This is a genomic window from Streptomyces sp. NPDC004838 (genome assembly GCF_053600955.1).
Genome location: NZ_JBSGAW010000015.1, coordinates 1 through 26,511 on the forward strand (window position 1 = coordinate 1; position 26,511 = coordinate 26,511).

The 26,511-nt window shown below is 69.5% G+C and carries 23 protein-coding genes and 4 pseudogenes; 11 read left to right on the forward strand and 16 right to left on the reverse strand.

Going from position 1 to position 26,511, the window contains the following annotated elements; genetic code table 11:
* Window positions 1-280: 280 nt before the first annotated feature.
* Window positions 281-517 (forward strand): annotated as a pseudogene (locus tag ACWEFL_RS18405) (hypothetical protein); the annotation flags it as partial.
* A gap of 80 nt (window positions 518-597) precedes the next feature.
* Here the strand turns inward: ACWEFL_RS18405 and ACWEFL_RS18410 are convergent.
* The 4 genes from ACWEFL_RS18410 to ACWEFL_RS18425 form a co-directional block, all read right to left on the reverse strand.
* On the reverse strand, window positions 598-2,121 hold the full coding sequence (locus ACWEFL_RS18410; RefSeq protein WP_451713453.1) for an AMP-binding protein: 1,524 nt from the start codon (window positions 2,119-2,121) through the stop codon (window positions 598-600).
* A 286-nt stretch (window positions 2,122-2,407) separates the two neighbouring features.
* Entirely contained in the window at window positions 2,408-2,581 is a 174-nt protein-coding gene (locus ACWEFL_RS18415; protein WP_451713456.1) for a hypothetical protein, read from the reverse strand.
* Between the two features lie 177 nt (window positions 2,582-2,758).
* Window positions 2,759-3,982, reverse strand: a complete 1,224-nt coding sequence (locus ACWEFL_RS18420) for a metal-dependent hydrolase family protein (RefSeq protein WP_451713458.1) — start codon at window positions 3,980-3,982, stop codon at window positions 2,759-2,761.
* Window positions 3,976-5,838: a prolyl oligopeptidase family serine peptidase gene (locus ACWEFL_RS18425; RefSeq protein WP_451713461.1), complete on the reverse strand. Its 1,863-nt coding sequence runs from the start codon at window positions 5,836-5,838 to the stop codon at window positions 3,976-3,978. Before ACWEFL_RS18425 ends, ACWEFL_RS18420 begins: the two co-directional genes overlap by 7 nt.
* Before the next feature lie 121 nt (window positions 5,839-5,959).
* Between ACWEFL_RS18425 and ACWEFL_RS18430 the strand changes: the two are divergent.
* Together ACWEFL_RS18430 and ACWEFL_RS18435 are read left to right on the forward strand one after the other, a co-directional pair.
* Window positions 5,960-6,037, forward strand: a pseudogene (locus tag ACWEFL_RS18430) (TetR/AcrR family transcriptional regulator); the annotation flags it as partial.
* A gap of 53 nt (window positions 6,038-6,090) precedes the next feature.
* Window positions 6,091-6,615 carry a hypothetical protein gene (locus ACWEFL_RS18435; protein ID WP_451713840.1) on the forward strand — a complete coding sequence of 175 codons (525 nt, stop codon included), beginning with the start codon at window positions 6,091-6,093 and terminating at the stop codon, window positions 6,613-6,615.
* On the opposite strand, the gene ACWEFL_RS18440 is transcribed toward ACWEFL_RS18435, so the two are convergent.
* Window positions 6,593-6,739, reverse strand: a complete 147-nt coding sequence (locus ACWEFL_RS18440; protein ID WP_451713810.1) for a helix-turn-helix domain-containing protein — start codon at window positions 6,737-6,739, stop codon at window positions 6,593-6,595. The two genes, ACWEFL_RS18435 and ACWEFL_RS18440, sit on opposite strands and share 23 nt — an antisense overlap.
* Before the next feature lie 313 nt (window positions 6,740-7,052).
* Between ACWEFL_RS18440 and solA the strand changes: the two genes are divergently transcribed.
* The 8 genes and pseudogenes from solA to ACWEFL_RS18480 all read left to right on the forward strand — a co-directional run.
* Window positions 7,053-8,228: an N-methyl-L-tryptophan oxidase gene (solA, locus tag ACWEFL_RS18445; RefSeq protein WP_451713463.1), complete on the forward strand. Its 1,176-nt coding sequence runs from the start codon at window positions 7,053-7,055 to the stop codon at window positions 8,226-8,228.
* A 140-nt stretch (window positions 8,229-8,368) separates the two neighbouring features.
* Window positions 8,369-9,061 carry an amino acid ABC transporter ATP-binding protein gene (locus tag ACWEFL_RS18450; protein WP_451713466.1) on the forward strand — a complete coding sequence of 231 codons (693 nt, stop codon included), beginning with the start codon at window positions 8,369-8,371 and terminating at the stop codon, window positions 9,059-9,061.
* Window position 9,062: 1 nt separating this feature from the next.
* The gene (locus tag ACWEFL_RS18455; protein WP_451713469.1) at window positions 9,063-9,596 is read left to right on the forward strand and encodes an amino acid ABC transporter permease; all 534 of its coding nucleotides are present in this window, start codon (window positions 9,063-9,065) and stop codon (window positions 9,594-9,596) included.
* 35 nt (window positions 9,597-9,631) lie between these two features.
* Complete coding sequence (locus ACWEFL_RS18460; protein ID WP_451713472.1) at window positions 9,632-9,886, forward strand: hypothetical protein; 255 nt, start codon at window positions 9,632-9,634, stop codon at window positions 9,884-9,886.
* 17 nt (window positions 9,887-9,903) lie between these two features.
* On the forward strand, window positions 9,904-10,314 hold the full coding sequence (locus ACWEFL_RS18465; protein ID WP_451713475.1) for a RidA family protein: 411 nt from the start codon (window positions 9,904-9,906) through the stop codon (window positions 10,312-10,314).
* Window positions 10,311-11,288, forward strand: coding sequence for a pyridoxal-phosphate dependent enzyme (locus tag ACWEFL_RS18470; protein WP_451713478.1), 978 nt, complete (start codon window positions 10,311-10,313; stop codon window positions 11,286-11,288). The genes ACWEFL_RS18465 and ACWEFL_RS18470 overlap by 4 nt, the downstream gene beginning before the upstream one ends.
* Before the next feature lie 14 nt (window positions 11,289-11,302).
* A pseudogene (locus tag ACWEFL_RS18475) lies at window positions 11,303-12,459 on the forward strand (IS30 family transposase); the annotation flags it as partial.
* Between the two features lie 64 nt (window positions 12,460-12,523).
* Window positions 12,524-12,766, forward strand: a pseudogene (locus ACWEFL_RS18480) (integrase core domain-containing protein); the annotation flags it as partial.
* Between the two features lie 95 nt (window positions 12,767-12,861).
* Here the strand turns inward: ACWEFL_RS18480 and ACWEFL_RS18485 are convergent.
* The 11 genes from ACWEFL_RS18485 to ACWEFL_RS18535 all read right to left on the reverse strand — a co-directional run bounded on the left by ACWEFL_RS18485 (window position 12,862) and on the right by ACWEFL_RS18535 (window position 26,163).
* Entirely contained in the window at window positions 12,862-14,157 is a 1,296-nt protein-coding gene (locus ACWEFL_RS18485; protein ID WP_451713480.1) for an NAD(P)/FAD-dependent oxidoreductase, read from the reverse strand.
* Window positions 14,158-14,407: 250 nt separating this feature from the next.
* Window positions 14,408-15,487: a PucR family transcriptional regulator gene (locus ACWEFL_RS18490; RefSeq protein ID WP_451713483.1), complete on the reverse strand. Its 1,080-nt coding sequence runs from the start codon at window positions 15,485-15,487 to the stop codon at window positions 14,408-14,410.
* Between the two features lie 227 nt (window positions 15,488-15,714).
* Window positions 15,715-17,682 (reverse strand): prolyl oligopeptidase family serine peptidase, encoded by a 1,968-nt coding sequence (locus ACWEFL_RS18495; RefSeq protein WP_451713485.1) that lies wholly within the window; start codon window positions 17,680-17,682, stop codon window positions 15,715-15,717.
* Entirely contained in the window at window positions 17,679-18,893 is a 1,215-nt protein-coding gene (locus ACWEFL_RS18500; RefSeq protein ID WP_451713487.1) for an NAD(P)/FAD-dependent oxidoreductase, read from the reverse strand. The genes ACWEFL_RS18495 and ACWEFL_RS18500 overlap by 4 nt, the downstream gene beginning before the upstream one ends.
* Window positions 18,894-18,928: 35 nt before the next feature.
* Window positions 18,929-20,098: an aromatic ring-hydroxylating oxygenase subunit alpha gene (locus ACWEFL_RS18505; RefSeq protein WP_451713489.1), complete on the reverse strand. Its 1,170-nt coding sequence runs from the start codon at window positions 20,096-20,098 to the stop codon at window positions 18,929-18,931.
* Window positions 20,098-20,985 carry an alpha/beta fold hydrolase gene (locus tag ACWEFL_RS18510; RefSeq protein ID WP_451713492.1) on the reverse strand — a complete coding sequence of 296 codons (888 nt, stop codon included), beginning with the start codon at window positions 20,983-20,985 and terminating at the stop codon, window positions 20,098-20,100. The genes ACWEFL_RS18505 and ACWEFL_RS18510 overlap by 1 nt, the downstream gene beginning before the upstream one ends.
* Window positions 20,975-21,127 carry a hypothetical protein gene (locus ACWEFL_RS18515; RefSeq protein ID WP_451713493.1) on the reverse strand — a complete coding sequence of 51 codons (153 nt, stop codon included), beginning with the start codon at window positions 21,125-21,127 and terminating at the stop codon, window positions 20,975-20,977. The genes ACWEFL_RS18510 and ACWEFL_RS18515 overlap by 11 nt, the downstream gene beginning before the upstream one ends.
* Window positions 21,124-22,914 (reverse strand): ABC transporter ATP-binding protein, encoded by a 1,791-nt coding sequence (locus tag ACWEFL_RS18520; protein WP_451713494.1) that lies wholly within the window; start codon window positions 22,912-22,914, stop codon window positions 21,124-21,126. Before ACWEFL_RS18520 ends, ACWEFL_RS18515 begins: the two co-directional genes overlap by 4 nt.
* The gene (locus tag ACWEFL_RS18525) at window positions 22,911-23,735 is read right to left on the reverse strand and encodes an ABC transporter permease (protein WP_451713496.1); all 825 of its coding nucleotides are present in this window, start codon (window positions 23,733-23,735) and stop codon (window positions 22,911-22,913) included. Before ACWEFL_RS18525 ends, ACWEFL_RS18520 begins: the two co-directional genes overlap by 4 nt.
* Window positions 23,732-24,754, reverse strand: coding sequence for an ABC transporter permease (locus tag ACWEFL_RS18530; RefSeq protein WP_451713498.1), 1,023 nt, complete (start codon window positions 24,752-24,754; stop codon window positions 23,732-23,734). The genes ACWEFL_RS18525 and ACWEFL_RS18530 overlap by 4 nt, the downstream gene beginning before the upstream one ends.
* Window positions 24,751-26,163 (reverse strand): ABC transporter substrate-binding protein, encoded by a 1,413-nt coding sequence (locus ACWEFL_RS18535; RefSeq protein WP_451713813.1) that lies wholly within the window; start codon window positions 26,161-26,163, stop codon window positions 24,751-24,753. Before ACWEFL_RS18535 ends, ACWEFL_RS18530 begins: the two co-directional genes overlap by 4 nt.
* Between the last annotated feature and the right edge of the window lie 348 nt (window positions 26,164-26,511).

Sequence of the window (26,511 nt, forward strand, 5' to 3'; positions counted from 1 at the left end):
ACAACCCGAGGCCCTTCGTCTGGACGAAGTCCGCTGACGAGATCTTCGAACGCCTCACTGGATATCTGAACCGAATCAAAGACTCAGGACACTAGTGTCCCTGGTTCGACGTGCAGCAGGCCGCCGGCCCCGTCCCCCGGCCGGCATCAGGTCTCCCAGGACCGGGCCGGTGCCGTAGGGGAAGTGCTGCTGGGCCCCGCGGCGAGCTGCGGTCACCCGGGCAGCCACCTGTTCGAGCAGATCGATCTCGGCCCGGACGGGCCGCTGGGTGCACAGGGCGGCCGGCAACGGCGGGCTGGGCGGCTGCCCGTACGCCGAGAGCGCCACGGGCAACCTCGCGACCGAGGATCTGGTCTGGCAGCTGCACGGCCTCGGCATCGACACCGGAGTCGGCACCGGAGTCGGCACCGGAGTCGATCTGGACGCCCTGGTCCGTACGAGTCTGTGGATGGCCGGTCATCTGGGCCGCCCGAGCCCGTCCCGGGTCGTCCGCGCGCTGGCCGCCGAGACGGCCTGACGCCGGGCGGCCCCCGCCACCGCACAACGTCCCTCCACCGTCCTGAGAACGGCGGAGGGACGTCTCACGTGGTGCGGTCCTCAGTGGACCTGGCGGTCGTGGCCCTGCCAGTACGGCTCGCGGAGCTTGAACTTCTGGAGCTTGCCGGTCGCCGTACGGACCAGCTCATCGCGGAACTCCACCTTCTTCGGGCACTTGTATCCCGCCAGCTGTCCGCGGCAGTGGGCGATCAGCTCCTCGGCGGACGCCCCTGCGTCGGCGACGACCAGCGCGGTGACGAGTTCGCCCCACTTCTCGTCGGGGATGCCGATCACCGCGGCTTCCCGGACGGCGGGGTGCGACATCAGTACGTCCTCGACCTCGATGGACGAGACGTTCTCACCGCCGGTGATGATGACGTCCTTCTTGCGGTCCGCGATGGTCAGATAGCCGTCCCGGACGGTCCCGCCGTCGCCGGTGTGGAACCAGTCGTCCGCCAGTGCCTCGGCGGTGGCCTCGGGATTGTCCCAGTAGCCGTCGAGGTTGTGGTTGGACCGGGCCAGCACCTCGCCGTCGTCGTCGGTCATCAGGCGTACGCCGAGGGCGGGGGCGCCCGCGCGGCCCAGCAGACGGGCCTGCTCCGACAGCTCCAGGTCGTCCCACTCGGAGCGCATCCGGCTCATCGTCAGCAGGGGCGCGGTCTCGGTGAGACCGTAGATCTGGATGAACTCCCAGCCCAGATCCCGCCGTACGCGCTCGATGGTGCGGGTGGGCGGCGGCGCGCCGGCGACGATGATCCGGACCCGGTCCCGGCCGGGGATCTCGCCCTCCCAGGTCTCCGCCGCGCCCAGGATGGTGGCGACGACGGCGGGGGCGGCGCAGAGATAGGTGACGCCGTGCTCGGCGATCCGCCGCAGGATCTCCGCGCCGTCGATCTGCCGGATGATGATGTGCCTGCCGCCCATGCCGGTGACGGCGAAGGGGTGGCCCCAGCCGTTGACGTGGAAGAGCGGGAGGGTGTGCAGATAGACGTCACGGTCGTCGACCGACGCCTGCCATCCGAACACGCTGGCGTTGACCCACAGATTCCGGTGCGTCATCCGCACGCCCTTGGGGCGCGCGGTCGTGCCGGAGGTGTAGTTGACGGTCGCGGTCGCCGTCTCGTCCGCCGCCCAGGGCCGCGGCTCGGACTCGCTCGCCCAGATCTTCTCGTCGTCCTCGCCCAGGACGAAGGTGTGCTCGCAGTCGACCTCGTCGAGCAGGCCGCGCAGGGCGGGGTCGACCATGAGCACGTCCGCACCCGAGTGGCTCACGATGTAGCGGATCTCGGCGGCTGTGAGCCGGAAGTTGACGGGGACCAGGACACGCCCCCAGCCGCAGACCCCGAAGAACGAGGTGAGCAGCCGGGCCGAGTTCTGGGAGACGACGGCAACCCTTGCGCCGACGGGGACGCCCAGATCGTCGAGGGTCGCGGCCTGGCTGCGGGCCCGCCGGCCCAGTTCGGCGTAGGTGATCGAGCCCCAGGACGCGGCGGGCTGGTCGGGCTCGTCGACGACGGCGACCCGGTCCGGATAGACCGTGGTCGCCCGGTCGAGGAAGTCACGGATGGTGAGAGGAAAGAACAACGCTGCCTCCGTGGGCGGCTCTGATCGGTGCGGGGAGCACCACATCGGGGAATGGAAAGGACTGACTACGGTTCCCCGCCTGCCCGAGACCGGGCGGCACCGAACACGCGGGCGCGGATGGCCTCGGTCCTGGCGACGGGGTACGGCCTTCGGCGACGGACCCCGCACGGAAGGAAGCCCACCTGCCGTCGGGCAGGCGAACGCCGACGGGCCGGCGTGGGGAAGGAGCGCTGGGCGACCCTCGTCCAGGGGGGGCTCGGTCGTACAACAGGGCCACCGCCTTTCCTTACGCCAGCAACACCACGAAGACGATCATCGCGGGCCAGGTGGGCCAGATCAGCGGCACCGCCATTCCCCAGCACATCACCACCGTCGAGCCGACCACATAGGGCTTGCGTCGGCCGGAGCGGTCGGTGAGCCATCCCACCAGGGGGCCGGCCGACAGCGGCTGAGCCCCCATCAGGAGTGCGAGGAGCGCGACGGCGGCGACGTCGCCGACCAGTGCGTAACTCGGCAGGACTCTGCGGCGCGGCGTCGGCGGGCGGAGCGCTTGGGGTGGTTGGTGTCATGGTGGTATGGCTCTCTATGGGGCCGGGGCCGGGGCCGGGGCCGAGGTCGAGGTCGGGGGCCACGGCGGTCACGGGGTGAAGAGGCCCTGCGTGTCCTTGACGATCCGGCCGTCCTTGACGACCAGCACCACGCGCGAGGGGTCGGCGAAGAGGCCGGGGTCGGTGAGCGGATCGCCGTCGACGGCGACGAGGTCGGCCGTTCTGCCCGGCCGGACGGTGCCGAGGCGGTCGTCCAGGCCGAGGATCCGGGCGTTGACGGAGGTGGCGGAGACGATGGCCGCCATGGGGTCCGTCAGCTCGGCCTTGAGCACCAGCTCCCGCCCGTGGCACCGGGGTGCGGTGCCGAGCAGGTCGGAGCCGGAGCCGATCGGTACGCCGGCAGCCGCGGCCATGCGCAGGGAGTGGGCCATGGCGGCCCCGAGCCCGTCGGCCCGGGCCGCGATGTCCGCGCCCACTCCCACGCTCGCGGCGTCCTCGGCCAGCAGCCGGGCCACGGTCAGCGTCGGCACGAGCGCGGTGCCGTGACGGGCCATCAGGGCTATGGTCTCCTCGTCGAGGTGGCTCCCGTGCTCGACGCAGCGTGCCCCGGCGAGGACCGCCATCCGCACGCCCTCGGCGTTGTGGGCGTGCACGGTGACATAGGTGCCGCGGGCCTGCGCCTCCCGGACGGCCGCGCGGATCTCGTCGTCGGTGAACTGGGTGTCGGTGAGGGCGTCGGAGTGGGAGATGACGCCTCCGGTGACGCACATCTTGAGGAAGTCCGCGCCGCGCTGGAAGGCGGTCCTGGCCGCCCGGGTGACCTCGTCGGGGCCGTCGCAGGCCAGTGCGAGCTGTCCGAGGCCCGGTACGGCCCAGGGTTCGCCGCCGTCGAACTCCGGGCCGAGGTGGCCGTGGCCGCCGGTCTGGGCCAGGATCGGCCCGGCGACCAGCAGCCGCGGTCCGGGGATCCGGCCCGAGGCGATGGCGCGTACCAGCCCTCCGTCGGTGCCGCCGCAGTCGCGCAGGGTGGTGAAGCCCGACTGCAGCGCCTGACCGGCGGCGTGGAACATGCCGGCGGCGACCTCGGCGGCCGAGACGGAGCCCGCGCCGACGTCGGCCAGGGAGTGCCCCGCGCCGAAGAGATGCACATGGGCGTCGATGAGCCCCGGCAGCAGGGTCAGCCCGGTGAGGTCCAGCGTCCGTCCGGACGGCGCGCGGTCCTGGATCAGGGGCCCGTCGACGACGACGCTCGCCTTGTCGACGGGGTCGCGCCCGGTTCCGTCGATGAGGGTGGCTCCGGCGAGTGTCAGCACGAGCGCTCCTTGAGGTGGCGGTCCATCCATTCCGCGAGGGCATCGTCCTGGGCCTCGCGGATGGCGGGCGGTCCGAAGATCGACCCGTCGTGGCCGACGCCGGGGAGTATCAGCATCTCGACCGGGCAGCCGGCCGTGGTGAGGGCGGTGTAGTACTGGCGGGCCTGTTCGGGCGGGCAGCGGTGGTCGTGCTCGGAGACGACGAGCAGGGTGGGTGTGGTGCTGCGGTGGGCGTGGGTCAGGGGCGAGCACTCGGCCATGCGCTGCGGGGAGTTGTCCGTGATCATGGAGACCAGGGGCACACCGAAGTCCGATGTCCCGTACAGGCTGTGCAGATTGACGGCCGGGTTCTCCGCGACGGCGGCCCGGAAGCGGTCGGTGTGGGAGGTGATCCAGCAGGTCATGTAGCCGCCGTAGGACAGGCCGCAGACGCCGAGCCGGTCGGGGTCTGCGAGGCCCTCGCCGACGGCGTGGTCCACCGCGGCCATGAAGTCGGGGAAGTCGCTCTCGCCCCAGGCGCTCATGGTGGCGGCGGAGAACTCGGGACCGTATCCCCGGGAGCCGCGCGGGTTGATCATCAGCACGCCGTAGCCGTGGTCCGCGAGGCGGTGGGCGTCGGCGTTGAACACCTCGCCGAAGGCCAGCTTCGGGCCGCCGTGGATCATCAGCACCGTGGGGTACGGCGCGCTCGCCCCGGTGGGGCGGAGGAACCAGCCCTCGATCGCGGTCCCGTCGGCGGAGCGGACGGCGAGGTGCTCCACCTCGTGCTCAGGATCGCCGGCGAGGAAGGTGACACGTGCCTCCTCTCCGGTGGCGACGTCCGTCACGTACAGATCCGGCCGGGTGGCGGCGGTCGCGCTGGTGTGGAGCAGGCGTCCGGCGCGCAGCGCGATCGGATGGGCCGTACGGGGCCCGGTGACCAGGGGGTGGGACCGGGGAGGGCCGTCGAGGGCGAACCGGTGGATCTCCAGGGTGCCGCCGTTGTGCACCCGCGCCACGGCGTGGGTCGCGTCCGCGAGGACGACGGGCGTCTCGCCGAGCATGCTCGGCAGGTCGGAGTGGAACCCTCCGTGCAGGTCGAGCCCCAGACCCTTGGTCAGCGAGCGGGTCCCCTCGGGGCCGGTGATCCGCAGATCGCCGGTCGACGCCGGGTGCAGCATTCCGGCGGAGCCGTGGACGACGCGGCCGTCCGCCAGCGGCCGGGCCACGGCCACATCCGGCACCACGGGGCCGCGGTCGGTGACCTGGCCGTCCTCGGTCACCGTGCGCACCTGGTCGGAGGGAGCCGGTGAGCCGGGCGGGAAGCTCGCCACATAGGTGATACCGCCGGGTCCCCACACCGGGTCCCGGTTCAGGTACTCGTCATCGGTGAGCCGGCGCACCTCCCCGGTCTCCACGTCGGCCGACCAGATGTCGGTCAGGGCGTCGTCGAGAAGCCCGATCCCGTCCGCCCAGGGGATGGCGCGGGTGACGCGGTAGGGCGCGGCCGGGTCACGGGCGGGACGCGGGGGCGGGGCGGTCCAGGCGAGCCGTCGGCCGTCCGGGCTCCACACCGGCCCCTGGACGACGGGCGTCTCGGCGACCTGGACCACCTCGCCGGACTCCGGGTCCAGCAGATGGAGCCGGGGTGTTCCGGAGCGGTCGGACACGAACGCGATCCGCCGCCCGTCGGGCGACCAGGCGGGATCGGTGTCGCGTGAACCGTGCTTCACCGCACGGAAACCGGGCTCGCCGACGGTGCCCAGCCGCAGTTCCACCCGGTCGGCCGTTCCCTCGGCCCACTGCGCGGCCCAGGCCACCCGCCGTCCGTCCGGGGAGAGATCCGCGCTGTGCACGAAGATCCGGGAATCGGACAAGAGGGGCCTCCTTTCATGTTCCATTGGTACAAAGCGCAGCGTGTACCATCGGTACACGAGCCGTCAAGACTCCCGAACCGAGCTGCTCACCAGGGTCGTCCCCCATGTCGGGGAGCGCGGCATGGAGGATCTGTCACTCCGGAGCCTCGCCGAGGCGATCGGGACCAGCCACCAGATGCTCCTCCACCACTTCGGCTCCCGCGAACGGCTCTCGCCGAAGTCCTCCGGCAACTGCGGGCGAAGGAACAGCGCGTGCACTCCGCCGACGCGCCGGACATCGGCCGCGCGCAACTGCTGCGCAGACTGTGGGAACCGTCCACCTCACCGGAATCCGACGCCCGGATCCGGAACTTCTTCTGCGCAATCGGCCTCGCCGCACAACAGCCCGAGCCCTACCAGGAGTTCATCGCCTCACTCGCCGACTGGACCACGATCCTGCACGAACAGGTCCTGCGCGAGGGCCTGGACGACAAGCAGGCGGCCGACGAGGCGCACCTCCTCACCTGCCCGGTCCGGGCCTGCTGCCGGACCTCATCACCTCGGGCGACCTACCCCGGGCCCAAGGCGCGTTCGACCGCCGCTGCGCCTCACTGGAACCGTCGGACTGACGGGCCCGCGCGGCACCGGCACCGGCACCGGCGCGCGGTGAGGCGGCCGGAACGCTTCACTCCAGGACGGACGTGTCTGATGCGGCACCGGGCACTCGACTTCCGGCCGGTCTTGGCGACCTGCCGGAGACGATCCGCCGCCGGATTCAGGAAGGGCGGCCGGGGTTGAGCCGGCTCAGTTTCAACGCCAGATGCAGCGTCAGCCGGTCCAGGCCGTTGTCGAGGTCCAGTCCGGTGATGGCCTCGACGCGCTTGAGCCGGTGAACCGTCCAGGGTCCCGGTCGTTCTCCGATGCCACGGCCGCAGCCATCGCCGCTTTGAGGTAGAGCATCCCGAGCACGGACAGCCCGTCCGGCCCGCTGTACAGGAGGTCGCCTTCAAGCCGCTGCGCGGCGGCCAGAGAGAATTCGATCCCGGCGGGGGCCTCGCCATGACCGGCTCGCACTGCACCTCGGCATCAAGCTCGCCCGGCTCACCGGCCCTGCTGGAGGAACCCGGAAATCGACAGATGCAGCGTGCGTGACCGCCGATGCCCTACACCTGTCCATAGGGCCACAGACCATGTACCTCGAATAATCGTGGCATCTCACCACCGGGAGCCGCGACATGAAGAAGTCCTATTCGCACATCGTGATCGGCGCAGGTGCCCTCGGGACGGCCGCCGCGTACCGGCTCGCCAAGGCCGGCGCCACCGATGTTCTGGTGATCGAACAGTTTGAGCTGGGCCACACCCAAGGTGCCTCGGAAGACCACTCCCGCATCATTCGGCACTCCTATCACGCACGTCACTACAGCGCGCTGACGCCCGCGATGTTCTCGGCCTGGGAGGAGGTCGAGGAGGAATCCGGGGTCCAGCTGTATTACCGGACCGGTGGCCTGGATCTCGCGCGGATCGGCACGGAAGGCGAGGCGGAGCTGGCGAACTACCGGGACACCCTGGCTGAGGGCATCGGGTGGGAGGACCTGGACGCCGCGGCCATCCGCTCCCGGTGGCCGCAGTGGCGCATCGACGACGATGTCGTCGGAATGTACCAGGAAGACGGTGGCATCCTCGACATCCGCAAGGCGTGCGCGGCACACATCGCGCTCGCCCGCGGGCGCGGTGTGGAGTTCCTCCCCCAGACCAGGGTGACGGGCATCGACGAGACCGACACCCATGTCCGGGTCGAGACCACGGCGGGGACGTTCACCACCGAGTCGGTCGTGCTGTGCGTGGCTTCCTGGGCGGGTGAGCTGCTTCCCTCGCTCGGCGTCGACTGGCAAATCACCCTCAGCCAGGAACAGGTCGGCTACTTCGCGACGCCGAACCTCCGTGAATTCGCGCCCGACCGGTTCCCCATCTGGATCTGGCACGGGGAGCGCCTTTTCTACGGCTTCCCGGTGTACGGCGAGGTGGCGGTCAAGGTGGCACGCGACCTGTCCGGGCGCTGGGTCACCGTCGACTCGCGCACTCACGAACCACTCCCCGAGGAGACCGAGCTGCTCGCGGACTTTCTGCGAACCCACCTTCCCCGGGCTCTCGGGCCGGAACTCGTCAGCAAGACCTGCGTCTACGACCTGCCGGCCGACCGTGACTTCATCCTGGACAAACTGCCGGGACACCCCCGGATCACGGTGGGCATAGGCGCCGGACACGCCGCGAAGTTCGCGAGCCTCCTGGGCGAGATCCTCGCTGAACTCGCCGTTGACGGCCGCTCCAAGTACCCGATCGACGGCTTTCGAGCGGACCGTCCCGCGCTCACCGATCCGGACAGAGAACCCACTTTCCGGCTTCAGGGCTGACCCGGGGCACCACCGAAGGAGCCACGATGGCACGTCCTCACCAAGAGCAAGCGGGGACAGCAGCCTCACCCGCCGGCTCGGCCGCCCGCCCGCCGTTGCTACGGCTTGAGGGCATCTCTGTCTCCTACCGGGGCCGCGAAGTGGTGCAGGATGTCTCGCTGTCGGTCGGGCAGGGCGAGGTCGTCGCCCTGATCGGACCCAGCGGCGCGGGCAAGAGCAGCCTCCTGCGCAGCGTCAACTTCCTGGAGCCGCCGAGCAGCGGGCGCGTCCTCCTCGACGGCACCGAGGTCCGGCCCGACAAGGGCGGTCGCCGGGCCCTGGACGCCCTGCGGCGTGATGTGGGCATGGTGTTCCAGTCCTTCAACCTGTTCCCGCATCTGACGGCACTGGAGAACGTGATGCTCGCCCAGGTCCACACCCTCGGCGTGAGCAGGAGCCAGGCCCGCGAGCGCGGCATCCGGGAACTGGCACACGTGGGACTCGCCGGTCACTGCGACGTCAAACCGGCGAAATGTTCGGGCGGCCAGCAGCAACGCATCGCCATCGCCCGCGCGCTCGCGATGGACCCGAAGGTGATGCTGTTCGACGAGCCGACCTCGGCGCTGGACCCGGAACTGGGTGCCGAAGTACTGCACACCATGCGCCGCCTCGCGTCCGAGGGCATGACGATGATCATCGTGACGCACGAGATGAGCTTCGCCGCCGATGTGGCCGACCGCATCGTGTTCATGGCCGACGGCCGGGTGATCGAGCAGGGCCCGGCCGCCCTGCTGATGGGCGATCCGCAGCACGAGCGGACCCAACGGTTCCTCGCCGCCGTACGGGACCGCTGACATGAGCGGCATCCTGAGCACCCTCGCCCAGGGCATCGCGCAGACCGTCACCATCACCGCGTCCGCGTTCGCCATCGGTGCGGTGCTCGGACTGCCCCTGGCGATCCTGCGGCGCTCCGGCGTCAAGGTCCTCACCTGGCCGGCGGTGGCGGTCATCGAAGTGCTGCGGGCCGTACCGCCCCTGGTGTGGCTGTTCATCATCTACTACGGCATCGGCAGCGGCACGGTGACCCTGAGCACGTACCAGGCCGCGTCGATCGGCCTGGGCCTGGTCGCCGCGGCGCACCTGGCCGAGATCTATCGCGCGGGCCTCAACGCGGTACCGGCCGGGCAGTGGGACGCGGCGCGGGCTCTCGCGTTCCCCCGCGCGGCAAGCTATGCGCGGGTGATTCTCCCCCAGGCCATCATCGTGGTGATCCCGCCGATGGCCTTGAGGGCAAGAGCATCGGGGTCATCCAGGGCTACCTGTGGAACGAGGAACTTCAGCAGGCACTCGGCTCGAACGTCAAGCTCTATCAGGCGTCCGACGGTCTGATCACCGACCTCCAGAACGGGCGGCTCGACGTCGCCGTGCTCACGGACGCCGAGGCCGGCCACCGCGCACAGCAGAACCCGACGCTCAAGGTGACCCAGATGCAGCCGACGCCCGAGGTCCGGGCCTCCGAAGCGGACAGCAACGTCGTACTGGCGATCGTGAAGGGGAACGCCTCCCTGACCGAAGCGCTCAACGCCGACCTCCAGCAGCTGCTCACCGACGGGAAGATCACGTCGATCCTGGAATCCAACGGCATGGACCCCGGCCTCGCCGGCCCTGCCCGCAACTGAGAAGGAACGTAACTGCCATGAACACCAGCGTCACGACAGCCGTCGGGCACCGGACCGACGACCGCCTCGGCCATCACATCGCGGCCTCTGTCACGGCCGGCGGCCTACTGTTCACCGCGGGCCTCGTCTCACCACGCGCACTGGGCGGGGAGCCGCGCCGGTTCGCCGAACAGGTCGACGACGTCCTGGCCTTCCTCGACGATGTCCTCGCCGCCCAGGGGCTGACCGCCCGGTCGGTCATCCGGGTCGAGGCGTTCCTCGCCGATCGAGCCGACCATCCCGGGTGGGACGCCGCGTTCCGTGCGAAGTGGCCGGAGCGGGCCCCGGCCCGTACGACACTGGCCCTCACCCTCGTCCCGGCAGGGATCGTCTTCGAATTGCAGGCCACCGCGTACACCGGCGCCCAGGCGAACGCGGGTGCCGCGTGATCGCGCTGGCGGACGTCATACGCGTGGCGGAGCGGATCCGGGAGCATGTGGTCAGGACACCGACCGTCGCCAGCCCGGGACTTTCCGCGCTGCTCGGCGCCCCCACCGTGGTGAAGCTGGAATCCCTCCAGCGCACCGGCTCCTTCAAGGCACGCGGGGTGACCGCCAAGCTCCTGTCGCTCACCGCCGCGGAGCGGGATCGTGGCGTCGTCACCGTGAGCGGGGGCAACCACGGGATCGCCCTCGCGATGACGGCGCGCGACCTCGGGATCGACGCAACGGTGGTGATGCCGCGATCCGCGCCCGCACGTGCGATCGCCCTCGCTGAGGGCGCCGGTGCGACCGTGCGGGTGACAGCGGACACCGGCGCGGCCTTCGCCCTCGTGACCCGGCTCAACGACAGCGGGATGACCCTTGTCCATCCGTTCGACGACCCCGTCGTCCTCGCCGGACAGGGAACGGTGGGTCTCGAACTCGCCCACGACGCAACCCGGCTGACCGATGTCCTGGTGAGTATCGGCGGAGGAGGGCTGATCTCGGGGGTGGCGACCGCGGTTCGCGGACTGCTTCCCCAGGTCCGGATCTGGGGTGTCGAGGTAGGCGGGGGCGATGCGATGACCCGGGCACTCAGCGCGGGTCACCCAGTGACGTTCGAACCCTCGTCGGCTGTTTCCACACTGAACGCGCCGACCGTCTCGCAACTCGCCTACGACCATGTGACATCGCTCGTCGAGGACGTCCTGGTCACCACCGGCGACGAGGCCATCAGGGGAGCGTTCGACCTGGCCGAGCACGGAAACATCTGGGCCGAGCCCGCGGCCGGCTGTCTCATTCCGGCCGCGCGCGATGTCGTCTCGCGGATCGGAGGCGACTGCCGGCTCGGCCTTGTCGTGTGCGGCGGCAACGTGGCTCTGTCCGAGTTCACCACCTGGCACTCCACAACGCAGGTCCCGGGCGTCCAGCCGCTGCGGTGACGGTCCCGGCAAACCTGTCGTTTGCGGAGCGGGAGAAGATCGCCCTGCTGAGAGCCCAGGACGTCGGCGTGTGCGAGATCGGACGACGCCTGGGCCGTTCGGCCTCGACGGTCTCGCGGGAACTACGGCGCAACGCGTCCACTCGCACGTACGACCTGGAGTACCGGGCCTCGGTGGCTCAGTGGCACGCGGAGCGGCGTGCCCGCAGACCCAAGCAGGCGAAGCTCGTTGCCAACGACCGCCTGCGCGAGTACGTCCAGGACCGGCTGGCTGGGGCCGTCCACGCCGTGGACGGCCAGGTCACCGAGGGGCCGCAGGTGCCGCCGTGGAAAGGTCGGAACAAGCCCCGCCGGCAGGATCGCCGCTGGGCCTCTGCGCGGAGTCCGGAGCAGATATCGCAGCGGCTCAGGGTGGACTTCCCCGAGGATGAGTCCATGCGCATCTCGCCGGAGGCGATCTACCAGGCCCTCGACGTGCAAGGCCGCGGGGCGCTCAAGCGCGAGCTGGTGGCCTGCCTGCGCACCGGGCGCTCGCTGCGCGTCCCACGGGAGCGGACGCGGCAGCACGTCCGCGGCCACGTCACCGCCGACGTGCTGATCAGGGAACGACCTGCCGAGGCGGAGGCCCGAGCAGTCCCGGGCCACTGGGAGGGCGATCTGATCATCGGGACGGGCCGGTCCGCGATCGGCACGCTGGTCGAGCGCAGTACACGGTTCACGATGCTGCTGCACCTGCCCCGGATGGAGGGCTTCGGAACCGAACCACGCACCAAGAACGGGCCCGCTCTCGCAGGCCGTGGCGCCACGGCCGTCAAGGACGCGATCACCGCCACCGTCACCACCCTGCCCGAGCAGCTGCGCAGGTCGCTGACGTGGGACGGGGCACGGAACTGGCTCAGCGCGCTCAACTCCGGCTCGATGCCGGGCTCCAGGTGTATTTCGCGGACCCGCACAGTCCTTGGCAGCGGGGTACGAACGAGAACACGAACGGTCTGCTGCGGCAGTATTTTCCCAAGGGCACGGATCTGTCTCGTTGGGGCGTCGAGGAACTCCAGGTCGTCGCCCTCACCCTCAACGACAGGCCCCGCAAGACGCTCGGCTGGAAGACCCCCGCTGAAGCCCTCAACGAGCACCTATCACTCCAGGAAGCCGGTGTTGCAACGACCGGTTGAGTCCAAGCAGTACACCAGCCGGGACTTCGCCGGCGCCTGCCGCAGAGCCAGCGTCCGCCAGTCCATGAGCGCGATCGGCTCCAGCGCGGACAACGCACTCGCCGAATCCTTCAACGCGACATTCAAACGCGAGACACTCCAGGGCCGAAAGAGCCGGCCCAACGAGCGCCAGGCCCGACTCGACGCCTTCCGATGGCTCCACCGCTACAACACCCGACGCCGGCACTCCCGCCTCGGACACCGCACCCCGATCGCCTACGAGACAGCGTCCAGAACGACATCAACTACGCTGACACCAGCCGCATAAACCGTGTCCAGGATCCGGGGGCAAGGCCAGATATGACGGTTTTTTAGTGGTACCCCAGTCGGTGGTCAACGGGGGCCTCGCTGACGCAGGCTCTGTCATCCCATGACGGTTCCGGTCGTGCGCTCGGCGGATCGGCGGAGGCGGGAGAAGGCGCCGAGGTCGATCCGGTGCCCGGAGTACGTCCCGGTGAATGTCACCGGCTTGGCGTCGTGGTCGCCGCCGAGTTCGCAGTACTCGATGATCGAGGCCATGAACTGGCCTACGAGCGGGGCGTTCTTGAACTGGTTTCCGCTGGTGCCGATGGCGACATAGAAGCCGGGGACGTCGGTCTTGTCGTAGATCGGGATCCAGTCGTCGGACACGTCGTAGATGCCGACGATGCCCCTTGGGCGGTTGGGCACGGCCAGTTGCGAGAACCGGCGTGCGGCCCGGGTGACTTGAGCGTTGAACAGGTCGCCTGTCACATGGAGGTCAACGGCGTCGGGGTCGTCGGCCCATTGGAGCGGATCGCACTCCGGCTCCGTTCCTCCGACGAGGAAGCCTCCCCCGACCTCGGGACGCATATAGGTTCCGAGGTCGATGTCGGCGGCCATCGCCTTCGGTGCGCGGGCTCCGCCCGCGGCAGCGGGCGGGAGGTGGTGGACTTCCTGACGCAGCGGCCGCAGCGACACCGCGAAGTCTCCGCCGGCGCCTGCCAGCTGGTTCACCCGGCTCGACCACGGCCCGGCAGCGTTGACCACGATATCGGCGTCGATGCGCGTCCCGTCGTCGAGGACCACACCTGCCGCTCGGCCATCGCGGCGTATGATCTCCACGACCGCCTTGCCCAGCACGAAGGTTGCACCGTGCCGTGCGGCGGCCTCCGCGAGGTTCGCGGCGGCCAGCTGCGGGTCGGGCACAAAGCCGGCGTCCGGCGTGAGGACGGCCCCGAGCCGGTCGGCGGCGTCGTCCCAGAAGCGTGGGTCGTCGAGACGCTTGGGCGGCCAGTACCGTCCGGTGTCGACGCCTGAGACCTCGTTGGCGAGCCGGTCGGCATCCCACTCTTCGTAGGGGACGCCGATGTCGTCGAACAGCGGCAGGTACAGGGAGCGCGGAGCGACATCGGCATCGAGGAAGACCAGACCGCAGCGGACGTACTCGGCGAGGTTCTGGCTGCCGGCGCCGAGGTGCTCCGCCCAGTTCTCCCAGTGGAACTTGGACTCCCAGGCCGTGGCGACACCCGACCAGGTGGAGAAGTTGAACCGCATTATCGCGCTGGAGGCGCTCGTCGAACCGTGTCCGACTGCACGGGCCTTGTCGACAACCCAGGTACGACACCCGGATCTCGCCAGCTCCAGGGCGATCGAGGACCCCATCACACCTGCGCCGATGACGATCGCGGAACCATGCATTTCCTGCCTCCGGGCTCGGGTAGCGGCTGGGCCTCAGCCGAACAGCTGGGCATTCGAGGAAGCGGGTTCAAAGAACCCGTCCAGGCCGGTTCGATTACCATGCTAACGACGGCGAACTCGGCGAAATAGCTCGCAATGTCGCGCGATTCGCCGACCTTGTTCTACACATGACGAACGTGTCTGATGCGGCACCGGGCACTCGACTTCCGGCCGGTCATGGCTGGCTGCCGGAGACGATCCGCCGCCGGATTCAGGAAGGGCGGCCGGGGTTGAGCCGGCTCAGTTTCAACGCCAGATGCAGCGTCAGCCGGTCCAGGCCGTTGTCGAGGTCCAGTCCGGTGATGGCCTCGACGCGCTTGAGCCGGTGGTAGAGCGTCGTCCGGTGGATGTGCAGGGCAGCGGCCGTCCCAGTGGCGTCGCCCGCGCGGTCGAGGAACTCCTCCAGACTCAAGACGAGAGTCTGATGCTCCGGCTCGCCGAGCAGATCACGCACACCGGGGAACGGCAGGTCCTCGGCCAGCTGGTCGAAGTCGACCCTGAGCAGCAGCGCGAACGGGCCCAGCGAGGCCCAGGACGTCACGTTCCCGAACATGGGCAGGAGCAGTGCGGCGCGCATCGCGGTGGTCGCCTGCCGGTAGGAGTCGGCCGCGCCTTCGAGCCCCTGCGCGTTGCCACCGATACCGACGGCGCAGCGGTAGCCGGCCGAGCCGGCCAGTTGGACGAAGCGGTCGTGCAGTTGCGAGGCGAGTTCGCGCGCCGCCTTGTCGTGCAGTGGCCGCGCGCCGCTGACGAGTATGACCAGACGTCGTCCGCGGACGAACCCGAGCATCGATCTCGGCGCGAGCCTGCGTTCGACGTACTCGGCCGCGGCCTCCAGCATGACCGTTGCGCCGTCGTCGGAATTCCTGTCGATCTCGGCGACGAGGACGGCGGTGTGGGCGGTGCTGGCGAGCAGCGAGTCCTCCTCGATCTCGATGACCGCGCGGGCCCGGTCCTCCTGGTCCGGGGAGAGCAGCAGGCGCAGCGAGGATGCGGCCTGCGAGCGCTCCCGCTCGTGCAGCAGCATCTGGCGGTAGAGGATGACCGCGATGGTGTCCGCGGCCTCCTCCACCAGAGCGATCAGATCGGGGGCGACGTCCTCGACGGTGCCGACCGACTCGATCAGCCACAGGAAGCCGAGCAGCATCCCGTTGCAGCGGATGGGGCAGCACAGCCTCGGGGCGAAGTCGTACCGTGCGTCGCCGTTCAGGATCCCCGGGCCGGTCCACTCCGCGATACCGTCGGCGAGCACCCGCCGCTGCAGTTCGGCGGGGACCTGGCGATCCAGCACCGAACGCACCCGCATAGCATCCTCGTCGCCGAAATGGCGACTCGCGGCAATCAGGCGGATGGCGGGGTCGTCGACGGCCACGGAGCGGCCCAGACGCGCCGCCAACGCGTCCACAACCGCCTGAATGCCGCCACCGACCACCGCGCCACCTCGTTGCCTCGCACTCCCACGCCCATCGTTTCGAACCTCGTCAGATAACGCAACGAAAGAAGGCCGCCGCTTCCGCATCACAGTTCTCCATCGGCCGCGAGGTGTTTGTCGAGGAAGTCGATCATGCGGGCGCACTGGTCGACGACTGCCGCGCTCCCCCGGACGCCGTGTCCCTCGTTCCGGTAGATCACCAGGGTGCTGTCGGCGCCGTGCTCGGCCAGGGCGTGGTGGAACATGGATGCCTGTTCCGGAGGGGTTGCGAGGTCGTGGGCCCCCGCCATGAGCAGGATTGGGGTCCGTACGCGATCGGCCAGGTAGAGCGGGCTGCGGGTGCGGTAGCTCGACTGGGGGTCGAGGGGATGGCCGGAGAGGCAGATCCGGCTCAGGCCGGGGAGGTTGGAGGTGTAGTGCTGGCTGACCCAGTCCGTGATGGGCGAGCGGGCGATCGCGGCGGCGAAGCGGTCCGTCGTGGCGACGAGCCACGCCGCCATGAACCCCCCGTAGCTGTTGCCGGTGACCGCGACGCGTGCCGGATCCACCCGGCCGCTCGCCGCGAGCGCGTCGATCCCGGAGACGAAGTCGTCGGTGTCGGCTCCGCCCATGTCGAGCAGTCCGTCCTTGATGAACTTCTGGCCCCGGCCGTTGCTTCCGCGCATGTTCGGGTGGAGGACGGCGTAGCCGCGGCTCGCGAGCAGCGGTGTGTGGGCGTAGTGCATGGACCATTCGTCCCGCCAGGCCCAGACGGGGCCGCCGTGGATGTTGATGACGAGGGGGTGCGGGCCGGGCCCGGGAGGACTGACGAGCAGGCCCTCGATGGTGACGCCGTCGGGAGCCTGCCATGCGATGCGCTCGATCGTGCCGCCCACAGCCGCGAGATGATCGGTGCCGTCGTGGGTGAAGCTCAGGAGTTCGCGGGGAGCCGTACCGGGTTCCAGGAGGGTCAGTGCGGGAGGGCTGCCGTACCCGCTCGTCATGCAGGCGATGACGCCCGAGCCGACGGTGATCTGCGGTGTTGTCGCCCCGCAGCTTGCCGTCAGGACAGCAAGTACCTCGGTCGCGCGTGTGTCCGCGTGGTGCCGCCCGATCACGGTGTCCAGCCCGCGCTGGCCGGCGAACACGATCGTGGTGTCACTCTCCCAGTGCTGGCTGGTGACATCGACACCGCCGGTGGCAACCGTGGTGTGTGTCGCGTCGTGGGGGTCGATCAGGACCAGGTCGCCGGTGTACAGACCGCGGTCGCTCATCGCTCCGATCACCGCGGACAGACGGGTGCCCGAGGGATTCGCGGCGGGGAGCGCGGTCTGGTCGTCGCCGGAGAGCAGCGGACGAAGTGTGCGGCCGGCCGGGTCGAGTAGGGCCAGCTCGGCACCGTACCAGTCGGATTCGGAAGGGTCGTCGGAGGTCACGCACAGGATCGACGACTCACCCGCCCAAACGGCCTGCCAGACGGTGACCTCGGGCGGCGACACTCTGGTGCTCTCTCCGGACGCGGGATCCAGCAGCCACAGGCCGCGCCCGCCCGAACGCGGTTGGGCCCGGCCGGCCTCGATCACGGGCACGCCGGACTGCCGCTCGGCCGCGTCGGCCCGTATGAAACCTGACCCGTCGACGTCCGAGCGAGCCGCCCCGTACTCGGCGACGCCTGCCAGCAGGGCGGCCCCGTCGGGGCGCCAGAGAAGGTACTCGGGGAGGCCCTCGGTCGGGAAGGAGCTGGGCTGGGACGTGGAGTCGAGCTCACGGACGGTGATGTGGCTGTCGGTCAGCCAGGCCAGCCGACCCCCGCTCGGGTCCCAGCGCGGTGCGTGTCCCGGTCCCAGATGTACGAGTTCTGACGTGGCTGTGTCGATGACCGCTATGTGCCGCACCGGGTCCGGCTCGCCGGCGATGTCGACGACCGCGGTGAAAGCGATCCGCCCTCCGTCGGGTGCGAGGTCGAGATCGGTGGCGGTGGTGATGACGAAGTCCCCGGCACCGCGCATCCGGGCGAAGAACTCTTCGACATATGCGGTGACGTCCGCGTGCGAGGTGGTCGGTCCCATGTTCATCGGCGCTCCGGCATCGCGGCGGCGACCTCGCGTTCGGTCGTGAACTGCCCGCTGCTGAATCGGTCCAGGCGGTAGGGGGACGGGTCGATCCCATTCGATCCGCCGCTGTGGATCATGTCGGCCATCATCGCTCCCAGGCCGGGGCCATGGGTGACTCCGGCCTCGTTGTCGCCGCCGAGGAAGTAGAGGCCGTCGACTTCCGGGACCGGTCCGGCGAGGAAGCGTCGGTCCGGGGTCATGCACGGGATGCCCTGGACCCACCAGTCGACGGAGATGTCGTGGGCCGGCACGAGCTTGCGCAACTTCGGGGCGAATACCGTGGTGAGGCGGTCGACCAGCTCGGGAAAGCGTGGTTGGCTCGTCGCGCCGACCGTGTCGTCCAGGTCGTACGATGCCTCGTAGCCGTCGCCGTTGCCCCACGTGAGTCCGCCGCGGTGGGAGCGGAGCCACAGGCCGTTGAGGTCGGGGACCATCACGGTGGGCATCGTGTCCGGGACGCCGGAGGGTCGGGAGATCACCCGGGTCGCGACGACGCGCAGCAGCGGTGGGCGGTATGCGAACGGGCTGAGCAGCTCGGACGACCAGGCGCCGCAGGCGAGCACGACGGTGCGCGCGCGTACGGGACCGGAGGCGGTCTGCACACCGGTCACAGCGCCGTCCGAGGTGAGCAGAGCGGTGACCTTGGTCCTCTCGCGGATCTCCCCGCCCAGGTCGCGGACGCGTGCGGCCAGCGCGCGGGTGGCGCGGCCGGCGCTGATCTGGATGCCGCCGGGGTGGAGCACTCCGCCGGATACGCTGCCGGCGGGGATGACGTCACCGGTGAGTGTGGCGACCTCGCGTGGTTCGAGGTCGCGGGTTCCCTCCGGCGCGAGCGGGTGGCGCAGGACCGGCTCGACCCACTTGGACCACCCTGTGTGGTTTGTGGCGAGGAAGAGGTTTCCGTTGTTCTTGCAGTCGATGTCGGCGCCGTCGTCGGACAGCCGCCGGTAGAAGTCGATGCCGTACTGCTCCATCCTGACGTCGTCACCGGTGAAGAAGTCGGCGTAGCCGGCTCCCCAGAGTCCGACGAATCCGCCGCCGGCGCCGCTGGTCGCCGACGCGGGGGCCCCGGCGTCGAGCACGACGACGCTTCCGCCCCGGCGTTGCAGCAGGTGATAGGCGAGTGAGGTGCCGAGGACGCCGGCTCCCACGATTACGACGTCAGCATCCACAAAATCAGACTTCATGTTTTGTTGTCCTGTCCGGTTCAGAGATCTTGGGCCTCGAGGAGATCCGCGTATGCGCGGTAGAAGTCCACGACGGCGGTTTCGTCGGCGGAGAGCGGGCCGGGCACGTAGGACTGTGAGCGGACGCCGAGTTGCACGCGTTCGCACAGCGCCCAGTCCTGCAGGTTGGTCTCGTTCCACACCTTGACGAGCGTGTCGAGGTCGTAGTCGGTGCCCTCGGTGGCGTCGTCGCGAACGAGCCAGCTCATCCGGACCTCCGTGCGGTCGACGGCGACGGGGCGCTCGCAGAGCACGACGGCGTAGTCGGGGCAGCCGACCAGCCCGAAGGTCGGCTTGATGTGGATCGACGCGGTGTAGGGTGCCAGTCCCGCGTCGAACGCGCCGAGCGGTTTGCAGGACGCGTACTGGCCGTCGAGGGTGAGCGACACGGCTCCTGGGCGCAGGGGGAAACGTCCGTGCACCACCCGCGGGTCACCACTGGGCGTTGCCTTCGTCTCGATCCGGCCGACACCGTCCAGCCCCGCGACGTCGAACGTCTTGATCAGCTCGGGATGGTTGGCATTGCAGTGGTAGCACTCCTGGGCGTTCTCCCAGACGATCTTCCAGTTCGCCTCGACCTGGTAGGTGATCGTGTGCGCGACCTTGGTGCCGGCGATACCGAAGGCGGCCATCAGCTCCTCGCCCGTGCCGAGCAGATCCGCGACGGGCTCCGGGGCGGCCTCGCCGAGATGGACGAAGACGAGGCCGTGCCACACCTCGACATGTGCGGTCGGCAGGGGATGGCGTGCGGGGTCGAACGAGTCCGGCATCCGGGGCGCGCCCTGCAGCGTTCCGTCGAGGCGGTACGTCCACTGGTGGTAGGGACAGACGAACCGTGCGCTGGTTCCGCATCCGGGGTCGACCAGGCGCGCGCCACGGTGCCTGCACACGTTCGAGAAGGCCGTCAGCCCGCCGTCCCGTCCCCGGGCCACGATCACGCTTTCGGTGCCGCACTCGACGGTCATGTACTGTCCGGGCCGGGCCAGCTCGGACTCGTGGCCGGCGTACAGCCAGCTGTGTCCGAAGATCCCGGTCATCTCCTTGGCGAAGAGCTCCTGCGAGAGGTAGAGCTCCCGCGGTATGCCGACGCCCCGCTCGATGTGGTCGCGCACGGTCCGGCTGTAGGAGACGCCTTCTGCTGCGGTTGTCATCACTGCTCCCATCCGTTCAGGAATCCGTTGATGATCGTCAGGTAGGTGGCCACGTTCCCTGCTCCGAACATGTCGTGGCTGTTGTTGTTCATGGTGAGCCACTCGGCGTGGCGGATGCCCCGGGCGATGGCCCGGTTGGTTTCAGGCGAGGACATGTCGCTGCCGCCGTGGACGATCAGTGTCGGTGCCGTGATCTCGCCGAGTCGCGGTTCGACGTCCCAGCCGCGCACGGCCCCGTTGGCGAACCACATCCGGTCGCCCCACAGTCCGCGGCCGGCGGGGCCGAGATCGAGGGATTCGGCTGTCAGGTCGGCCAGCGCCTCCTTGTCCGCCGTCCCGTAGCGGCCGAGCCACTTCGCGACCGCGTCGAGGTAGTCCGGGCAGTCGTGCTCTCCGAGCGCGTCCGCGGTGACTGCGGCGCATGCCTTCGCGGGCGGCATGATGGTGGAGAGCTGCGCGATGGCTTCCAGGGTGATCCGTGCGCTGCTGGAGGCCGTGTTGGACAGGACGAGGCGGCCGACCCGGTCCGGGTGGTCCAGGGTGTACTGGAGCGCGAGCATGCCGCCGTAGGAGTGGCCGAGCAGGTCGATCCGCTCGGCGCCGGAGGCACGGCGGACCGCGTCGACGTCCGCGACCGCCGTGTCGAGGGTCCAGGCGTGGTCGGCGGGCGGTGTTTCGGACCGGCCGGTGCCGAGTTGGTCGAAGGTCACCACCGTGCGGGCGGAGGACGCCAGCCGGTGCAGCGGTCTGAGGTAGTCCCCGCCGGACCCGCCCGGGCCGCCGTGCAGGCCGATCAGCACACGGTTGCCGTCGCCGGAGGTGACGGTGTGCAGTGCGTAGCCGTCGGGGCCCGTCACCGGGGCCTGGCGGAATATGTCATGCGGCATCGGGCACCTCCATCTTCTTGCGCAGGCGGGCGAGGCGGTCGCCGTACTCGCCCCGGGTGAAGGGCAGATCGGGGGTGCGGGAGGTGAAATCGGCTTCCCGCGCCGCGATGTAACAGCTGATCTCGTCGGGGGATGCGGTCACGACCGGGACTCCGGGGCCAGGTCCGACAGGGTGGGCGCCGCGTCTACCAGTCGTCTGGTGTAGGGGTGTTCCGGTGTGCGCAGCAGTTGCTCGGTCGGTCCGTCCTCGCAGATGCGACCTTGTTCGAGAACGATGACCCGGTCCGCCACCACGGACACGACGCCGAGGTCGTGCGTGATGAACAGCATCGAGACGCCGAAGTCGTCGCGGAGCTCCGCCAGGACCTCGAGTACGGCGGCCTGCACCGAGACGTCCAGGGCGGAGGTGACCTCGTCGCACACCAGGATGTCCGGCCGGGCCGCGAGGGCGCGGGCGATCGCGACTCGCTGCCGCTCTCCCCCGGACAGTTGCGCCGGATACCTCTCGGCGACGCGCTGTGGCAGTCGCACTCGTTCCAGGAGGCTGCCGACTTCGGCCTTGGCCTCGGTGAGGGAGAGACCGCGCAGCACCTGCCCGGGGCGGGCCAGATCCTCCCCGATGCGCCGTTGCGGGTTGAGCGACTGGAACGGGTTCTGGAACACGTACTGGATTGCGCGCCGCTGGTCGAGGGTGCGGTCGCGGATCCGCGGCGGCAACTCCTGGCCGTGGAGCAGGATGCTGCCCCGGTCGGATCGGTGCAGGCCCACGATCGAGCGCGCGATGGTGGTCTTCCCACTGCCCGACTCGCCGACCAGCGCGAGGCACTCGGCCCGCCCGAGGTCGAAGGAGATGTCCTCGGCGGCGACGACCGTCCCGTGCCGTCCGCGGTGCGTGGCCCGGAGATTGCGGACGGACACCATGGGTGCCGAGTCGGCCGGCCGACGCTCGACGGTGGCGCGGACCAACGGCGGTTCGGTTCGGCGCCAGTGCGTGCACCGCACGTCGTGCTGCTCGGTGACGGGTTCGAGCAGCGGCAGGGCCGCGGTGCAGTCGTCGGTCTTCTGCTCACACCGCGGAGCGAACGGGCATCCGCCGGGACGGTCCTCGAGTCCGGGCGCGGTGCCCGGCATCGGGGCCAGGCGTACCCGGCGCCGGTGGTCGGGGATCGACTGCAACAGCCCGCGGGTATAGGGGTGCTTGGGGCGTGTCAGCAGTTCGGAGGTGGGTCCCTGCTCGACGATGCGGCCGGCGTACATCACCGCGATCCGGTCGGCGATCTGGGAGACGACGGCGAGGTCGTGTGAGACGTACACCAGGGAGGTACCCTCGTCGGCGCGCATTCGGGCGATCTCGGTGAGCACACTGCGCTGGGTGACGACGTCGAGTCCGGTGGTGGGTTCGTCCATCACGATGACGGGGGGTTCACAGGCCAGCGACATGGCGATGGTGACCCGCTGCTGCTGGCCGCCGGACAGTTGGTGCGGCAGACGTCTGGCGAACTCCGGTGTCGTCGGCAGATCCACGGCCGACAGCAAGGACAGCACGTCCGCGTGCTTCTCGCCCCGGCGGCGGCGCAGCACGTCGGTGAGTGAGCCCTCGATCCGCAGTGAGGGGTTGAGTGCCTGGGCGGCGTTCTGCGGTACGTAGGAGACGACTCTGCCGCGCGCGTCCCGGAGGGCGGACGCTTCCAGGGCGAGCAGGTCCTGCCCGGCGATGGTCACCGTGCCCTCGGTGATGCGGGCCCCGCGCTGGGCGAAGCCGAGCAGGGCCAGTGCGGTCGTGGTCTTGCCGCTGCCGGACTCGCCGACGATGCCGAGGATCTCGCCGCGGCGAAGGTGCAGGTCGACTCCGTCGACGATCGCGGTTCCGGAGTCGAGGACGATCCGGAGGTTCTGGACGTCGAGGACGGTTTCGTGGGTGGTGGTCACTCCTTGCCTCCTGCCAGCGCGTCACCGAGCAGATTGATCCCCAGTGTGAGAGCCCCCAGCATGGCCGCGGGAGCGAGCATCACGGCCGGGTTGGTTGCGATGCCGCCTCGGTTCTCCGAGACCATCAGGCCCCAGTCGGCGGCAGGTGGTTGCAGTCCCAGACCGAGGAAGTTGACGCTGGCGATGAGCAGTACCGACCAGCTGAACCGCAGGCCGACATCAGCGGAGAGGGGCCGCGCGATGTTCGGCAGGATCTCCCGGCGCAGCACCGAGAAGGTGCTCTCGCCGCGGGCGACGGCTGCTTCGACGTAGCCGCGGACGGATTGCTCCAGGGTTGCCGAGCGCACGATGCGGATGATCGGTGGCAGCTGGATGATCGCGGTGGCGACGACGATGCCCGTGATGCCCGGTCCGAAGGCGGTGGCCAGCAGGATCAGGAAGACCAGCGCGGGGAAGGCGAGGAGGACGTCGGTGGATCGCATCAGCACGGTTTCGAGCCAGGTCCGGGTGTAGCCGGCGAACAAGCCGACCAGGAGTCCGACCGCGTAGGCGACGAGGGTGGCGATGCCGGCGTAGGACACGACGGTCAGGCCCCCGTGCAGGACTCTGGACATGACGTCCCGGCCGAGGAAGTCCAGCCCCAGCCAGTGGGCCTGGCTGGGTGGTGTGTAGGGGACGCCGACGGTGAGGTCCGGTCGGTACGGAGCGGCCAGCGGGCCGAACAGGGCGACCGCGACGGCCACGGCGAGGATGACGAGCCCGGCTTTGCCGGAGGGGGATGCGGGTATCCACCGGCGGGCACGTGTGAGGAGGGTGTTCATCGCGGGGCTCCCGTCCTGAGCTTCGGTACGACGATCATGACGAGGAGGTCTGCCACGATGGTCACTGCCACGTAGAACGTGGCGAGCAGCATCGTCACGGACTGGACTTCGAGGTTGTCGTGAATGGTCACGGCGTCCACGAGTTCCTTGCCGATCCCCGGATATCCGAACAGGTTCTCGACGATGAGCAGGCCGCCGACAAGGTACTGGGCGATCAGGGCGAAAACCTGGATGCTCGGGGCCAGGGCATTGCGCAGCGCGTAACGCCGTACCACCCGGCCTTCACTCAGTCCGTTCAGACGGGCCATGTTCACGGTGTCGGCTTCCAGCGCCTCCAGCATGCCGGCTCTGATCATGCGGGCCGCCGGGCCGACCGTGACTCCGACCAGGGTGAGTATCGGCAGCACGAGAATGGTGGCGGTGGAGAGGGGGCTTGTGCCCGGCGGGACGAGGGACACCGGCGGCAGGATGTCCAGCCAGGTGAACAGCACCGCGAGCAAGCCCGTCCCGAGGACGAACTCCGGCAGCGCGGCGGGCACCACCGTCACCGTGGTGAGCAGCTGGTCCTGCCAGCGTCCGGCCTTCAGCGCGGTGAACACACCGACGAGCACCGACAGCACGACGATCGGCACGAAGGCCGCGCCGGCGAGGATCAGCGAGTTGCCGAGCTTGCCGCTGATCTGGCTCCAGACGCTGACACGCCCGCCCGCCGCATAGCCGGCGGCCGTGTTTCCCAGGTCGCCGTGGAGCAGGCCGTACAGCCACTGTCCGTACTGTTCGATGAGGGGACGGTCCAGTCCCATGTCGTGGCGCAGTTCCTTGAGCGCCGGACCGGTGGCCTGTTTTCCGAGCATCGAGCTGGCCGCGTCGCCGGGAAGTACCGCGGTGGCGATGAAGACGAGGACGGACAGTGCGAACACCGTGACGACGCCTTCGAGTACGCGACGTGCTGCGAGGCGGACCAGCGGATGCGCGTTCTTCGCCGGAGCGGTCTCGATATCCGTCGCTGCAGCGGTCATGAGGCCAGGAAGGCTTCGGTGAGCCCGGTCGGGAGACCGAGGTTGCTGTACGGGTTGGGGACAAAGCCGCCGACCTTGTTCGACGCGGCGTCGATATTGTCGACGTTGCCCCACCAGATGTAGCCGCCCTTGTCGTACTGCTCGGCCTGGACCTTTGCCCAGGCCGCTTGCGCGGCAGCGGGGTCGGAGGTGGCGATGGCGGCCGCCACGAGGGCGTCGGTGTGCTTGTTCGCCCAATGGGTCTCGTCCCCGATAGCGCCGGTGACGAGGGACGTGCTGTAGAAATCGCCCAAGGTGTAGAGCCCCTGCCAGACAGACTGCGCGAACGGCATCTTCAAGTACTTGCGGGTCGGGTCGAAGTACGATGTCGGGTCGACCTTGGTGATGTCGATCGTGACGCCCGCGTCCTTGGCCTGCTGCTTGAAGAGCGTCGCGGCCTCCACCATGCCGGGGGCGACCGGGGAGGTCTCCAGCTTCAGAGTCAGACCCGCCGAGTGGCCCGCCGCGGCGAGCAGTTTTTTCGCTTCGCGGACGTTGCGGGTGCGCTGCGGCAGGGCGGCGTCGTAGTAGGGCATGCCCTTGCCGAACAGGTCGTTCGCGACCGTGCCGAAGCCGAGGAGGGCGACGTCGACCAGCTCCTGGCGGTCGACGAGCAGTCGCATCGCCTGGCGCACTCTGACGTCGTCGAACGGATGTTGATCGACAGCCATGTAGAAGCACTGCGCGCCGGCGCCGACACTGCGTATCAGTCTCACGTCTCCCTGCAGCTGCGTCTTCGCCTGCGCTGCGGGGACCTGCGCCATGATGTCGATCTCCCCGGCCAGCAGGGCGCTGAGTCGGGCGGTGTCGTCCCCGAGCGAGCGGAACGTCAGCTGGTCGACGTAGGGCTTCCCGGTGTCCCAATAGGCGGGGTTGCGTCGGCAGGTGGACTGCTCGCCCTGGGCCAGCGAGCCGAAGACGAAGGGCCCGGTGCCGACCGGCCTGGTGAAGTCGGTCGTCCTGTCCTTGATGATCCAGGCCCTGACGAGGCTGTACGGGAAGAGCGGGTCGGCCTGCTTCAACGGAATCGTGATGGTGTACGGGTCGGTCTTCTTCACCCGGTCGAGGTCCACCGCAGCCACGTTGACGTTCATGCCGTTGCCTGGTTCGGCCATCCAGCGCAGGGAGTAGAGGACGTCGTCCGCGGTGAACTCGGTGCCGTCGTGCCAGCGCACGCTCTTTCTGAGCCGGAAGGTCCATGTCCTCGATGCCGCGTCGGCCGACCATGACGTGGCGAGCATGGGCTTGAGCCGGCCGCTCGGGGTGATGTTGAGCAGAGAGTCGAAGACGGCGCAGCACATCGCCACGTTGATCAGTGCCGATGCGGCCTGGGCCGGGTTGAACGACTCGTTCTTGCCCGCACCCACCATTCCCACCCGTAGGTGGCCTCCCCGCCGTGGTGCGCCGGTTGGCCCCCCTGCAGACTTCTCCGGCTGACGTCCGCAGGAGGCAAGCCCCGCGCCGCCGGCCAGGACGGCACCGAGTGCGGCCGAACCGCGCAGCAGACTCCGACGAGAAACCCTACGAACAGACGGGGCCGCTATACGGTGACCGCTCATCATGGCTCCTGGATTGTTCCGACCTGACAGGACACCGAGGCCCGCAGAAGCACAAATCCGCTCATCGGGGGCCCGATGTGAAGCTGAGTCTGACATCACAGTCCCGCAGAAGCATGCATCAGTTGATGCATCATGTGAAGATCGGACGCAACATTCAGT

Bases quoted from the DNA above. Each gene is read 5' to 3' on its own strand.
- ACWEFL_RS18415 (WP_451713456.1), bottom strand. From the start codon at position 2,581: ATGGGGGCTCAGCCGCTGTCGGCCGGCCCCCTGGTGGGATGGCTCACC.
- solA (WP_451713463.1), top strand. From the start codon at position 7,053: ATGAAGAAGTCCTATTCGCACATCGTGATCGGCGCAGGTGCCCTCGGG.
- ACWEFL_RS18455 (WP_451713469.1), top strand. From the start codon at position 9,063: ATGAGCGGCATCCTGAGCACCCTCGCCCAGGGCATCGCGCAGACCGTC.
- ACWEFL_RS18465 (WP_451713475.1), top strand. From the start codon at position 9,904: ATGAACACCAGCGTCACGACAGCCGTCGGGCACCGGACCGACGACCGC.
- ACWEFL_RS18485 (WP_451713480.1), bottom strand. From the start codon at position 14,157: ATGCATGGTTCCGCGATCGTCATCGGCGCAGGTGTGATGGGGTCCTCG.
- ACWEFL_RS18495 (WP_451713485.1), bottom strand. From the start codon at position 17,682: ATGAACATGGGACCGACCACCTCGCACGCGGACGTCACCGCATATGTC.
- ACWEFL_RS18505 (WP_451713489.1), bottom strand. From the start codon at position 20,098: ATGACAACCGCAGCAGAAGGCGTCTCCTACAGCCGGACCGTGCGCGAC.
- ACWEFL_RS18510 (WP_451713492.1), bottom strand. From the start codon at position 20,985: ATGCCGCATGACATATTCCGCCAGGCCCCGGTGACGGGCCCCGACGGC.
- ACWEFL_RS18525 (WP_451713496.1), bottom strand. From the start codon at position 23,735: ATGAACACCCTCCTCACACGTGCCCGCCGGTGGATACCCGCATCCCCC.
- ACWEFL_RS18530 (WP_451713498.1), bottom strand. From the start codon at position 24,754: ATGACCGCTGCAGCGACGGATATCGAGACCGCTCCGGCGAAGAACGCG.
- ACWEFL_RS18535 (WP_451713813.1), bottom strand. From the start codon at position 26,163: ATGGTGGGTGCGGGCAAGAACGAGTCGTTCAACCCGGCCCAGGCCGCA.